Below are 13,451 nucleotides of genomic sequence, written 5' to 3' on the forward strand. Positions count from 1 at the left end.
ATCCACGCTACAAAAGTATAATTCTTTTTGTAATAAAACCAATTATCTTGTAATTTTAATATGATTTCCCTTGATTTGGTTTCAGATTGTAAGCTTTTTTCCCTCGCAAGAGAAATTAAGGGCAAAATTACCGGATGTTTTTAAAAAGGAAAGGTACTGCCCCATGAAAAAGGACAGTACCTTGCCTATATCGTTTATAAATACTTATTCTTTTCCTTTTATCTCTTTTTTATCGAACTTCCGGCTCAAATCGAAAGAGATGGGAGTGGCGATAAATAAAGAAGAGTAAGTTCCGACAATGATACCGATTAACAAGGCGAATATGAATCCCTTAATAGATGCACCGCCGAAGATGAAAATCGCTAACAATACGACGATGGTAGATAATGAGGTACTGAATGTACGACGTAAAGTCGAATTCAACGCATCGTTAACCACGATTTCATCGTCCCGTTTCGGGTATAGTTTCCGGTATTCGCGGATACGGTCGAACACGACTACCGTGTCGTTGATAGAATAACCTACTACCGTTAGAATTGCCGCGATAAATGCCTGGTCTACCTCCAATGAGAAGGGAAGAATACCGGCAAACAGGGAGAACATACCGATAACGATAATGGTATTGTGTGCCAAGCCGACGACAGCTCCTGCTCCATATTGCCATTTGGAGAACCGGATCATAATGTAAAGGAATATTCCGATCAGTGCGAATAGAACGGACCAGATAGCGGCTCTTGTCATGTCTTCGGCAACGGCCGGTCCGATTTTCTGTGACATCTGTAAATTGATATCGCGGAAAGTCGGGTAATCTGTTCCGGCGGGTATGTATTCCTGTAGCCCCACGTATAGAAGTGAATCTACTTCCGCATCTACATCCGCACCGTTCTCGTCGATTTTGTATTTGGTCGTAATCTTTACCTGATTGGCCGTACCGAATGTTTTTACCTCCGGAGCACTTCCGTAAACTTTCTCTAAGCTGGAAGCGACATCGTCGACCCGTACGCTTTCATTGAAGCTGACGGTATAAGTTCTACCTCCCACGAAGTCGATACCCTTGTCCAATCCCCTCGTGAACAGAGATATGAAGCAGATTAAGATAACGATTCCGGATAATGTATAGCTGATCTTCCGTTTGCTCAGGAAAGGGAATTTCGTGTCTCTCAACCAATTGGCCGTAGCACTTGTGGTGAAGGTTACGTTATCGCTCTTTGATGCGGCCCTTTCGAGTATCAGACGGGTGATAAAGATAGCTGTGAACAAAGAAGAGAGAATACCGATGATCAACGTCGTGGCGAAACCTTTAATAGGACCTTCTCCGAAATAATAAAGGATAAAACCGGTCAACAAAGTAGTCAGGTTACCGTCAATAATGGCAGAGTAGGCGTTGTTGTAACCCTCTTTGATGGCTAACTTCAATCCCTTGCCCGAACGTAACTCTTCCTGTATGCGTTCATATATCAATACGTTGGCATCTACCGCCATACCCATCGTCAGTACGATACCGGCAATACCCGGTAATGTTAATACGGCCCCGATGGAAGCCAAGATACCGAACAAGAAGAATAGGTTGGCGAAAAGAGCGATATCTGCAGCCCAACCCGCGTTCTTGCTGTAGAAGAATAACATGTAAGCCAATACCAGTGTGAAGGCGATGATGAATGACCACATACCGGATTGAATGGCTTCCTGTCCCAAAGACGGTCCGACCACTTCGTCGGCTATGATACGGGCAGGAGCGGGTAATTTACCGGATTTTAAGATGTTGGCCAAGTCCTCCGCTTCTTTTACGTCGAAACGGCCTGAAATTTGAGAACTACCGCCTTTGATTTCGTCGTTTACATTAGGAGAGGAAGCCACTAAACCGTCCAAAACAATAGCAATACAATGTCCGATGTTTTCTTTTGTCAATCTGGCCCAGGTTTTGGTTCCTTCTCCGTTCATATTCATGGAGACAACGGGAGCTCCCGATTGGTCGAAATCTTTGCGGGCATCAACGATAGCATCACCTTCCAACGGGGCTTTTCCGTTACGGGTGGTGATTTTTATAGCGTGCAAGGCGACCGCTCCGTTTACACTCTTCATTTCCCACAAAAGTCGGGAATTACGAGGTAACATGGCCCTTACCTGCGGCATTGCCAGGTATTTGTTCACTTTGGAGGTATCTTTTACTAAGGCATAACCCACCGTAGATCCGTTGCCGGGACCTTGTTGGGTGATGTTGGGTTGAAGAACGGCGAACAAAGGATTGTTTTTAAAAAATTCGCTTTCTGACGTGCTGGACAAAGAGTCTTGTCCCTCTTTCAAGGCACTTAAAATGGCTGATTCCTTGTCTTCGCTTTTCGCTTGATCCGCCTCTGTTTTTTCCGGGGTAGTTGTTGCGCTTTCGGTTAATGCTCCTTGAGCTTCTAATACTTCCCGCAATTTGTCGTTGGCTGCTACTAAATATTGATAATATTCAGGATTGTCATAGGTTTCATAAAATTCGAGGGCAGCGGTTCCCTGCAATAACTCCCTTACCCGTTGCGGATCTTTAATACCCGGTAACTCGATAACGATTCTTCCGGATATATCGGCTTTCCGAATATTCGGTTGAGCTACGCCGAAACGGTCGATACGGGTACGTAAGATATTGAATGTGTTATCTATCGCTCCGTCCGCTTCTTTTCTGATGATGTCCAGCACCTCTTTATTCGTGGCTCCGATTTTGATTTTTTCTTTCATTTCGTGCGTACCGAATATAGCCGGAGAAGCTAATTGGGCCCCCGGGGCAATTTTTTCGAAAGCCTCACCGAAAAGAGTTACGAAATCTTTCGGGCTGGAAACCCTCATCTTAATAGCTTCGTTGATAGCCTGATTAAACGCGGGATCCGCACTATGGTTGGCTAAACTTCTTACCACGTCAGCCACATCGACTTCCATGGTCACGTTCATACCGCCTTTTAAGTCCAAACCTAAATTTAATTCCAGCTCTTTACACTCTTTGTAAGTGAATTTGGCTATTCCCAGAAAATTGTAAACAGGTTGATTCGCAATGGAATCCAAATAGGCTTTTTCTTTGCCCGGGTCTCCCTGTGCAAATACTCTTGCTGCCTTCTCTACCTGGTTTGTTTTATAAGTAAAAAACAACTGATAAAGACTCACCAATGCCAAGGCAACAGCGAGTAATGTGATCGCTCCTTTATTCTGCATTTGTTTAATAATTTTATAATTACTTAAGCTCCAATAATTCTTTTAACTGTTATTTAGTGCGCAAAAGTATAACATTTTTTTTAAATATCGGCACACTTAGACAGATACTTTTAATGTTAATACCTTATTTTCATAATCGATGACCGCATTGTATTTCACACAAAAATCGCAACCCAATAGCCCGGCAACTCTTCGCTGGAGGTGTTTTTCGTATAAAGAATTCACGTATTGCAGGTCTATCAGCGCCATATGAACATTTTCAAGGGTATGATCGCCGATTTGCAACGCGGCAATGTTTACCAACTGAACCTCATTGATTTCTCCGTTTACTCCTCCGGAATTAATTTCCGAAGCATCTTCTACCGGTTCGTAGCTGAAAGGGGTGTATTTGTCTATAACCGAGACGGAAGCACCTGTATCAATAATAAAATCTCCCTCTAAACTGCCGATCTGCAACACGGTGATGATATGAAAGCTGTTCTCTTCCAATTCTACCACCTCTATCGGTACTTTTACTTCATATCTTTTCATTAACGCAAACATAAACATTTTCGGCGAAATCCGAAAAAACAAGATGTTAATTTCAAAAAGAAATAGTTATGAAGATAAAAGAGGATAAATGACTTTTCCGGATTCGTAAAATAATAGTAATTAGAACGGTTGAAAAAAATAGGGTGAAATTCGTATCGATATGACCGTGATCTGCCTTACGGTAATGAATCTACTTCGCTTTGTCTTGTACTGATAAAGTAATGTCCGAGTTTATTCTGTCGTATTTCGTATTTTCCCGGATGATGTACGGGAAAAAAGAGCGGCAATGATTATTCCGGTAAGGTATCCTTGAAATAGTTTGTGGTGTTTTATCTTTGGCGGTTTGATACGGTTCTTTTTTCGCTTCCTTAGCGTTATGAGTGGTCGTGGTATCGGCTTTGAAATAGATTTCCGGACACGAAAACGGAAGAGTACCCGGAAATCGGAGATGGAATTGTCGGATTTAATTTAGTGGGTGACGAATTCCCAAGTTTGCATGGAGTCTTCCTCCAAGGATAGAATAAATCCTATTCCTTCTTTGGTAAACCCTATTCCTTTACTGACAGGATGCGGAAATGAGGCGACCTTTACCCAAGTTTCGGTTTTGGGGTCTAAGCCCCAGCAGTCGGATAACGGTTTGTATTCGGTCGGAGTATCGGTTTTTGCCCCTCCCGCGATATAGGGATAGTCGGTGCCGTTTTGCCGGATGACGAAAGAGGCGGCGTTTATGCACATCGGGCCTTCTTCCGTGGCTACCGTCGTGAAAATGCCTTTCCAGGTTTTGGTTTCCGGAATGAATTTAGTTACATGACGGATGTAACTGTTCTCTGTTTTTCCGAGGCAGACGTATGCCGTTCCGTTGGCGACGAATGCGGTGGCTCCGTAACGTCTTTCGTCGATATCGGCAATACGTGTCCAGCCCGTTTGGGGATCGAATTCGTAAAAATCTCCCAAGATTTTCCGTTCTGCCGACAGTCCGCTCCCCACGTACCCCTTCCCGTTCAGGCTAAAGGCAACTGCCTGTTGACGGGGAACTCCCGGAAAATCATAGGGCAATCGTGTCCAGGTTTTTTCCTGACTGTCGTATACCCAAAAGTCCGTAAAATATCCTGCTGAAGGATCGTCTGTCTGGTAAAAAGTATAACCTAAACCCACGTAGGCTTTATGCCCGATGGTAAAGGCAACAGCTCCTCCTCTGCCTTTACCGGGAAAAGGCGGAAGGTGTTTGTTGGGGTTCCAGCCCGACTTCAGATCGAAATTTATAAATTGATTGAAATGTTGTGGCCAAAGGGCATTATAATGTCCTAATCCCAGGCAAACCTCCTCGTTTACGGTGAAAATAACAGGTTCGTTCCTTGCTTCTATCGAGGGCGCTCTTCCTTTTTCCCAGTTTCCCTGGGGAACGGATGGTTTTATCTCTTCTTTATCGCATGCGATAAAAAAGAGGAAGAAAAACATGTAAAAAAAATATTGAGGCATGATTAATTAGGTATTTCTGTAAAGTCTTTAACTTCATAAGTTGAAGTGGTTCCACGTTCAATATTTCTGAAAAAAACGTCCGAAATGGAAGATCTTGTGAAACCAAGCATGCTAAAAGCTACTGGATCAGTTAACTCTAAATATGGATATGCGGTTAAAACATATGTATATGGTTCATTTGTTGTTACGGGATTCTTTCCGTCTAAAAATAAATTATAAGACGGGTAGATGGTAAACCATACATTTGACCCTGTATTGAACGAGTATAGAATGATTTCATTACTTCTAACACCATTTGTCTCAGTTGTTAACTTTATGCCTATTTTGAAAGCAAACGATTTAAAATTATAAGAATTTGTTCCATTAATTTTTTCTTGTCCAATGGCACGCATGTACAGTTCTCTAATATAGTTGTCTGGAAGAGCTAAGGCCATTTTGTCATAATAAACAAAAGAATATCGTTTATTGTCTTTTATGATTGATAGTCCAGATGTAATATTGGGTGGAGATGCAGGGAAAGATATTGTACGAGCTTGTGGTTTTGAAGTATAATCATATACGAGAATATTTTTTTTAGGATCAGAGATTTTGCATTCAGATAGGAGTTTGGTGTTTTGGATATCACCTTGAAACCATATTTTGAATTGATTTGCTGTGACTTGGAATATGGTGTCATTAACGGCAAAGAAGCCTTCATTATTGACTACTTTTGCATAATATGGAGCAGCAAGGTTAAGATCGTAGGAAGATGATCCATCGGTATAGAATACTTTTCTTATAACCCCTTTTTTTAGTGCTTCGTTATAAGTGTTACTATGTTTCGGAGCTTGTTCCAATGTTTTTCCGCTTAGTTGATCTAAATAATCCATTTGTTTACGTTCGGCTGCAATAATTTCGTCCAATAGATTTTGTTGAGAAGTAAATTTAGTTACAAGATTATTTGTGGATATTTCTATCTTATCATTAAGAATTGAAGTTAATACTTTATGATTAGGTAAAATTAATATCCCATTTGTTATTTTCATTTCTGATGGAGAGGGTGTCGCGTTGGCAATTCCTTCTTCTTTTATTGTACAGCAATGGAATAATCCAATTGTAAATAATAATGTAAATAGTTTAATTGAATTGATTTTCTTCATGATATATGAATTTTTATTATTGGCAATAATGATGTCATTGTTGGTGTAAATTAAGTGTAAAGATAATAGATAAAATATTATATCAAACAATATTCATGTAAATATTATATTGTTATAGATCAATAATGGGTTTTATGTAAACAAAAAACCGTTCCGGTACCCCGGAACGGTTCTAACAGAATGATCGTGAAGTATTATTGTTAGTTAAAGATTTTCATGTTGTCCAAAACATCCATTACGGATCTCACGGCTTTAGCCGATTGTTCCAACAAAGCTTTTTCTTCTTTGTTCAAGGAAACTTCGATAATTTTTTCAATACCGTTTTTACCCAAGATGACCGGAACACCCAAATAGATGTTTTTCATGCCGTATTCACCGTTCAGCATGGCACAAACAGGGAATACCCGTCTTTGGTTGCGGATGATGGCTTCGACCATTTGGGCTGCAGCGGCACCCGGGGCATACCAGGCGGAAGTTCCCATCAGTTTTACCAGTTCGCCACCGCCTACTTTGGTTCTTTCGATGATGGCATCCAGTTTCTCTTTTTCAATCAATTCGGTAACGGGGATACCGCCGACAGTCGTATACCGGGGAAGCGGAACCATCGTGTCGCCGTGACCGCCCATCAATAAAGCTTGAATATCTTTCGGAGAAACATTCAACGCTTCGGCTAAGAAAGCCCTGTAACGGGCCGTGTCCAGAATACCGGCCATACCGAATACCCTGGAAGAGTCGATTTTGGCAGTCAGGTAAGCGCAATAACACATCACGTCCAACGGGTTGGAAACGATGATAATAATGGCTTTCGGTGAGTGCTTGATGATATTTTCGGTTACTGATTTTACGATACCGGCGTTGGTTGAGATCAAATCGTCGCGGCTCATACCCGGTTTGCGGGGAAGACCGGAAGTGATGACTACTACATCCGAATTGTTGGTTGCTTCGTAATCGTTGGTAACTCCCTTGATACGGGTGTCATAAAGATTAATCGGAGCGGTTTGCCACATATCCAAAGATTTTCCTTCTGAAACACCTTCTTTGATGTCCAAAAGAACCACTTCGCCGACGATGTCTTTTTCGGCGATGCAATTGGCGCAAGTAGCACCAACATTTCCTGCTCCTACAACTGTAACTTTCATTTTTGCAATTTTTTTATTGTTATACTATCCTGTTTTATTAGTGTCAGCTTTAAATGCCGACCCAAATGTATACCTTATTTTTTACATCAACAATCTTTATACCGAAAAATTACAGAATTTTTTCTGTAATAATAGAGATGTCTTGGTCGGATATATTATTTCTTACTCGGGACAGGGATTTTGAAAAAAGTATAGGGATAGAAATCGTATGAGTTATTCGTTTTATTCGTCTGTTTTGGAATCTATTTTTCTCTTTTCGTTAAATTGAAAGAAGTCGGTCGTTATTCTGGAAATGCTGTCAAGGGAGGATTTCAATTGAATTGTTGCCAGAGACGGGTGGCAACGGCTTGCATGCGTCCGAGGATACCGGTGGAATGGAAGCGGATACGGGGTAAATTCTTTTGGAATGAGTGATACCAGACGGCTAATACGACACCTTTCAGCACGCTGGAAAGAGAGATACTCCACCAGATACCGTTCAGTCCCAAAGCGGGGAGGGTGATGAGGTAATAGGCCATGGGGATCCGGGCTCCCGTGAGGAGAATACCCACGATGGCCGGAGGGGTGGTACGGCCGCACCCGTTGAATGCTCCGGCCGTGACGGTTTCGATCGCGGAGAATATTTGCGAGATGGCCAAAATCTTCAGGTAGTCGCTTCCGGCATCTAAGGTGGCGGGATCGTTGATAAATACGCTGAAAATACTTCTGCTGCCGAATAAAAAGGCGGCTCCGGCGAAGAAAGCGATACTGGCGGCTAATTTAAGAGTATAATGATACCCTTGCCTGATCCGGGTGTAGTCGCGTGCCCCGTAGTTTTGTCCGACAAAAGCGGCAAGGGCCGTGGAGAATCCGGCGGCGGTCATCCAGGTAACGGCTTCGATCTGGGCTCCCACGCTTTGTACGGCGACCCCGATATGTCCCCATTGGGCGGCCACGGTGGCTAACGTGAGCGAGAACATGGCGAAAAGTCCGCTCTGCATGCAGACCGGTAGTCCCAATAGGGCAATTCGTTTGATAAAACGGATTCTTAACCGGGTGATGAAATAGAGTTTTCCGATGGAGGATTCCTTCAGGTAAAGATTCCGGATAAAGATGGAGAAAACGACAAACTGGGAAAATACGGTAGCGATAGCGGCTCCGGCGGTTCCCATTCCTGGAAGGGGACCGTACCCGTAGATCAGTAGGGGGTCGAGCACGATATTGCATAGCAAACCCGTGGCCACGATCTTCAACGGTGTTTTGCTGTTTCCCTGCCCGTTGTACAGCCCGCTATAGGTGTTGTTATTGAAGGTGAAGAAAATGCCGGGAACGATAATACGCATGTAAGTGACCGAAAGGGTTGAGATCTCGGGTTCTAAATGAAAAACTCCCACCAGCAGATCGGCAGCAAACCAGATAAAGCAGGCGTAGAACAAGGCGATAGCGGAGGATAGCAGGGCTGCCTGGTTGGCATAGATCCGGGCCCGTTTTTTTTGTTTGGCTCCCAAAGATTGGGCGATGGAGACTTCGGCCCCGATCTTGCTGATGAAAGAGAGTGCGTTGCATAACCACGTGAAAAAGCCGGCAACCCCGACGGCGGCTACACTCTCGCTGCCCAGGTGTCCCAGCCAGATCATGTCCGTCATGCTGTAGGCCATCTGTACGAATGAGGCGGTAATCAAAGGAATGGCCATGCTCCATATGCCTTTGCTGATGCTTCCCCTCGTAAGATCGTTTGTGTGAGCCATAGTTACTTTTTTAGCGTTGCAAAAGTATAAACCTTTTGCTTAAAGTCTAACTCTTTTTTATACTTTTGTCGAAGAGTTTACAAATTTATTGACGGATGAAAAATGTTGTGGTAATAGCAGGAGGGAACTCCTCCGAGTACGTGGTTTCGATAAAGTCTGGAAGTTATGTTTACGAAATGATCGATGAAACCCGGTACAATAAATATTTGATGTTGCTGAAAGGGCGGGATTGGCATGTGGTGATCGGGGATCAAAACTATCCCGTGGATAAGAATGATTTCTCTTTCACGAAAGACGGAAAAAAGATAGCTTTTGATTTTGCTTATATAACGATACACGGTAATCCCGGTGAAAACGGTATGCTGCAAGGGTATTTGGATATGATGGGAGTCCCTTACGGGGGATGTGATACGCTTTGCTCCGCGTTGACTTTCGATAAATATACCTGTAATACCTATTTGAAGAGTTTAGGTATGAACGTGGCCGATTCGGTATTGCTGACCCGGGATAAAGAGTACGGGATAGAAGAGATTATCGAAGAGGTCGGGCTGCCCTGTTTTGTAAAACCCAATGCCGATGGTTCCAGTTTCGGTATATCCAAGGTGAAAGAGATCGGGGAGATGGAAGCTGCTTTAAAAAAGGCTTTTGAACATTGTCATGAGGTGTTGGTCGAAAGTTTTATCGACGGTACGGAGTTTACCTGTGGCGTGGTGAAGGGTAGGAACATGGAGTTGGTGATGCCTATTGCAGAGGTCATTTCTAAAAAGGAATTTTTCGATTTTGAGGCGAAATACGACCCCCAAATGGCCGATGAGATCATCCCCGCTCCGATACCCGACGAGTTGACGGAGCGGATAAAAAGTTTATCTTCCGCTATCTACGATATCCTGCGTTGCAGGGGAATTATTCGTGTCGATTATATCGTGCGGGATAACGAGATTTTTATGTTAGAGGTAAACACCACTCCGGGTATGACCTCCAATAGCTTTATTCCCAAGATGGTCCGTGCTATGGGCGGTTCCATACGGGATATATTCACGAAAATAATTGACGACTCTTTAATGATTCGATGATTAAAAAGATTGACGATTGCAGATTGGGTATTGTTTTTTTAATCTGCAATCGTTAATTTACAATCTACAATTTACAATGAAGGGATTGAGAGATTCGGTGATTGACGATTTCAGGATTAAAATCGAATCACTAAATCGCAGAATCATTAAATCATAGAATCCGTTAGTCTATAATCGAATGATTCCTCCCCCGACGACATCTGTTCCTTCGTAAAAGACAGCGCTTTGTCCGGGGGTAATGGAGTCCATGCCTTCGCGAAAAACCACCCGGAATTTTTTTCCTTCCGGATAGACGGAGGCGAGGGCTCCCCGGTTGCGGTAACGAATCTTGGCCGTGACCTCGAAGCCCGGGGGAAGCGAGGGATATTTCATTAAGTTCGCCTCTTTTATGTAAAACTCTTTTCCTTGCAGTTCTTCTTTGGTTCCTAAGACGACTTCGTTTTTTTCGGCGTCGATGGAAACGACAAACATGGGGTGTCCCAAAGCGATACCCAATCCTTTTCGTTGGCCGATGGTGTAGTTCGGGAATCCTTTGTGTTCTCCCAATTTTTTACCTGAGGTATCGACGAAAAGCCCCGGGCCGTATTTTTCCGTAAAATTTTCTACCTTTTCGTTTAGAAAGGTACGGTAATCGTTGTTCGGAATAAAACAGATCTCCTGGCTTTCGCTTTTTCGGGAGAGTTGTTCGTATCCTCGTTCCAAGGCAATCCGACGCACCTCGGGTTTGGTCAATTCTCCTAACGGAAAAATTGTCCGGGCTAAGTTTTCCTGCGTGAGCGACCATAGAAAATAGGTCTGGTCTTTGCTTTCGTCTATGCCTTTCCGGAGGAAATAACGTCCGTTCTCCTGACCGATGCGGGCGTAATGTCCGGTGGCGATGTAGTCACAACCGAGGGAATCGGCCATATCCATCAGTTTCCCCCATTTTATGGTGGAGTTACAAAGAACACAGGGGTTGGGAGTACGGCCATGCAGGTACTCGTCGATGAAATTCCGGATGACTAAGGCGTCGAACTCTTTTCGGATATCCAGAATATGATGTTCGAATCCTAATTGGCGGGCCATGTTCTTGGCTTCAAAAAGAGCGTTGACGCTACAACACCCTTTCTCTTTTTCCAGGCATCCTTGTGCAATCTGATCGTAAACCCGGTAGGTTACTCCGACCAACTCGTATCCTTGTTCTTGCAGCAGCATGGCTCCGACGGTACTGTCTATTCCTCCGCTCATGGCCATTAAAACTCTTTTTCCCATATGATGTTGATTAGTGAAAGGAAGTGAACTTTCCTCCTGTTACGGGTTGACTTTTTTATTCATAAACCGGGCTTCGCTGTGGTAATCGTCTTTTTCCAGTTCGATATCGGGCTCAATCCATTCCGTCGCGTGTTCTAACGCGAATTGCAGGTATTTTATCGTCTTGCCGCGCGTAAGCCATTGTTGTTCATAAAAAGTTTTGATATTCAGTATTTTATCATTATATCCGGAATGATACAGATCCTCCGTGTTGACGAAATAAGGCAGGTGATTTACCCGTATTACCTCCTCCGTGTAACGGTATAGAAAAGGACTATCTGTTTTTAAATGGATGATTCCGTCGGGCTTCAACATTTTTTTGTATAGTGCTAAAAAGCGGGTACCGGTCAGTCGTTTTCTCGCTTTAGCCATTTGCGGATCGGGAAAGGTAATCCAGATTTCCGAGATTTCGTCCGTTGCGAAAATAGATTCCAGTACTTCGGCATGTGTGCGGAGAAATGCCGCATTTTTCAGTTGTTGTTCCTGAGCCGCTTTGGCTCCGGTCCACATTCGGGCTCCTTTTATATCCAACCCGATAAAATTTTTTTCGGGATACAACCGGGCCAGACCTACCGTGTATTCTCCTTTCCCGCAACCCACTTCCAGCACGATCGGGTGGTCGTTTCCGAATACCGTTTCGTTCCATTTTCCTTTAAGCGTGTATTCGGTACGAAAGACCTCTTCGTGAGTAGGCTGGAAAACGTTTTCCAACGTCTCCATTTCAGCGAATTTGGCTAATTTGTTTTTTCCCATGTATTCTTATTTGAAAAATTACTCTTTTGTATTGCCGGAAGTCTCTAACTCGATGCCTATATTTTTTATTCCTTTTAACTCCTTATTTCGCATGCTGTGCCACAAATAGAAGGTATAGCTGCTGCATGAGTCCGACGGGGCAATTTCCCCGACAGGTTGAATGATTGTTTTCAATCCTTTCATCCCGTCTCCTAACCAATCTCCGTTATCATCGGCCAGAATGAGGTTGATCGTATCTATTTTGATCGGTTGATTGTCGCGGTGGATGGACAGGAAACACCTTAAATTGGCGTACATATAGTCTGTCGTGTGCCGCAGTCCGATTTTCAGTTGATATTCACCGGGAGCCAGATCCTGTGCTTTAAACGTGATAACACTATCCCGTATCCATCTCTCTTTTGATAAGGTGCGGTAGCTTTTATAGGAAGAGAGGTCTAAATGGCATCCTGTGCATCCCAGTAATATTATCCAACAACAGATCTTATTCTTCATTCTTATCTAAACGGTTTTACATCCTCTTTTAGCAAATATTCCAATTCGGCGATCATCATGGCTGTCGCTCCCCATATGAAATGTTCCCTGACCCTATAACCGGGAGCTACGATTTCATAATCGTGACGGAAAAAAGAGAGGGAAGTTTTATTCCTGTCGTCGAATAGTTCGCTTAACGGGACGAGAACCACTTCCTCCACTTCATTTTTCGAGAGCACAAAATTAGGTATTTTCGGCGTGGTTCCAACAAACGGCGTAATATTAAAGTTACTCAATGGGATATAAACATCGCTTAACCTTCCCATGATCGTCACCTCTTCGGGTGGAACGCCGATCTCTTCCTGACACTCCCGGAGGGCCGTACTTCGGCTATTGATGTCTTCCCGTTCGCTTTTTCCCCCGGGGAGGGCCATTTGTCCTCCGTGGTATTTTCCGGCTTCTCCGCGTTTGATAAATGGAATCGCCCATTCGTTCCGATAGGGTACCAACAATATCATAACGGCACTTTTAATCGGGGGAACCGTGTGTATTCCGTCGACCCCTTCGATAAATTTGGGATAGGGGGCCATGCGAATGTGTGCTTTTTCGCCGGGGAGGGTCTGGCCTAATTTTTCTTGTATACGGGATAGTGTCACTTCT

At 43.6% G+C, this 13,451-nt stretch carries 11 protein-coding genes; 1 reads left to right on the top strand and 10 read right to left on the bottom strand.

Annotation, left to right across the window (positions count from 1 at the left end; genetic code table 11):
• Positions 1-204: 204 nt before the first annotated feature.
• The 6 genes from secDF to NVS78_RS05355 all read right to left on the bottom strand — a co-directional run bounded on the left by secDF (position 205) and on the right by NVS78_RS05355 (position 9,204).
• The gene (gene secDF / locus NVS78_RS05330; protein ID WP_286358227.1) at positions 205-3,189 is read right to left on the bottom strand and encodes a protein translocase subunit SecDF; all 2,985 of its coding nucleotides are present in this window, start codon (positions 3,187-3,189) and stop codon (positions 205-207) included.
• 96 nt (positions 3,190-3,285) lie between these two features.
• Positions 3,286-3,720, bottom strand: coding sequence for a retropepsin-like aspartic protease (locus NVS78_RS05335; RefSeq protein ID WP_286358228.1), 435 nt, complete (start codon positions 3,718-3,720; stop codon positions 3,286-3,288).
• 468 nt (positions 3,721-4,188) lie between these two features.
• Positions 4,189-5,199 (bottom strand): Kelch repeat-containing protein, encoded by a 1,011-nt coding sequence (locus tag NVS78_RS05340; protein ID WP_286358229.1) that lies wholly within the window; start codon positions 5,197-5,199, stop codon positions 4,189-4,191.
• A gap of 2 nt (positions 5,200-5,201) precedes the next feature.
• Positions 5,202-6,338 carry a hypothetical protein gene (locus tag NVS78_RS05345; RefSeq protein WP_286358230.1) on the bottom strand — a complete coding sequence of 379 codons (1,137 nt, stop codon included), beginning with the start codon at positions 6,336-6,338 and terminating at the stop codon, positions 5,202-5,204.
• A 200-nt stretch (positions 6,339-6,538) separates the two neighbouring features.
• Entirely contained in the window at positions 6,539-7,477 is a 939-nt protein-coding gene (gene mdh, locus NVS78_RS05350) for a malate dehydrogenase (RefSeq protein ID WP_041504223.1), read from the bottom strand.
• 311 nt (positions 7,478-7,788) lie between these two features.
• Positions 7,789-9,204, bottom strand: a complete 1,416-nt coding sequence (locus tag NVS78_RS05355) for an MATE family efflux transporter (protein ID WP_286358231.1) — start codon at positions 9,202-9,204, stop codon at positions 7,789-7,791.
• Between the two features lie 95 nt (positions 9,205-9,299).
• On the opposite strand from NVS78_RS05355, the gene NVS78_RS05360 reads away from it, so the two are divergent.
• Positions 9,300-10,277, top strand: coding sequence for a D-alanine--D-alanine ligase (locus tag NVS78_RS05360; RefSeq protein WP_286358232.1), 978 nt, complete (start codon positions 9,300-9,302; stop codon positions 10,275-10,277).
• A 168-nt stretch (positions 10,278-10,445) separates the two neighbouring features.
• Here the strand turns inward: NVS78_RS05360 and mnmA are convergent, their stop codons facing one another.
• From mnmA to NVS78_RS05380, 4 genes are read right to left on the bottom strand one after another with little or no spacing between them, the layout of a single operon-like run.
• Positions 10,446-11,528, bottom strand: a complete 1,083-nt coding sequence (gene mnmA, locus NVS78_RS05365) for a tRNA 2-thiouridine(34) synthase MnmA (RefSeq protein WP_286358233.1) — start codon at positions 11,526-11,528, stop codon at positions 10,446-10,448.
• A 39-nt stretch (positions 11,529-11,567) separates the two neighbouring features.
• Positions 11,568-12,320 carry a tRNA (guanosine(46)-N7)-methyltransferase TrmB gene (trmB, locus tag NVS78_RS05370; RefSeq protein ID WP_286358234.1) on the bottom strand — a complete coding sequence of 251 codons (753 nt, stop codon included), beginning with the start codon at positions 12,318-12,320 and terminating at the stop codon, positions 11,568-11,570.
• 18 nt (positions 12,321-12,338) lie between these two features.
• Positions 12,339-12,812 (bottom strand): gliding motility lipoprotein GldH, encoded by a 474-nt coding sequence (locus tag NVS78_RS05375; RefSeq protein ID WP_286358235.1) that lies wholly within the window; start codon positions 12,810-12,812, stop codon positions 12,339-12,341.
• A gap of 2 nt (positions 12,813-12,814) precedes the next feature.
• Positions 12,815-13,447 carry an NUDIX hydrolase gene (locus NVS78_RS05380; RefSeq protein ID WP_286358236.1) on the bottom strand — a complete coding sequence of 211 codons (633 nt, stop codon included), beginning with the start codon at positions 13,445-13,447 and terminating at the stop codon, positions 12,815-12,817.
• Between the last annotated feature and the right edge of the window lie 4 nt (positions 13,448-13,451).

Origin of the sequence: Gabonibacter chumensis, assembly GCF_024741215.1 — a bacterium.
Taxonomy (GTDB): domain Bacteria; phylum Bacteroidota; class Bacteroidia; order Bacteroidales; family Marinifilaceae; genus Gabonibacter; species Gabonibacter massiliensis.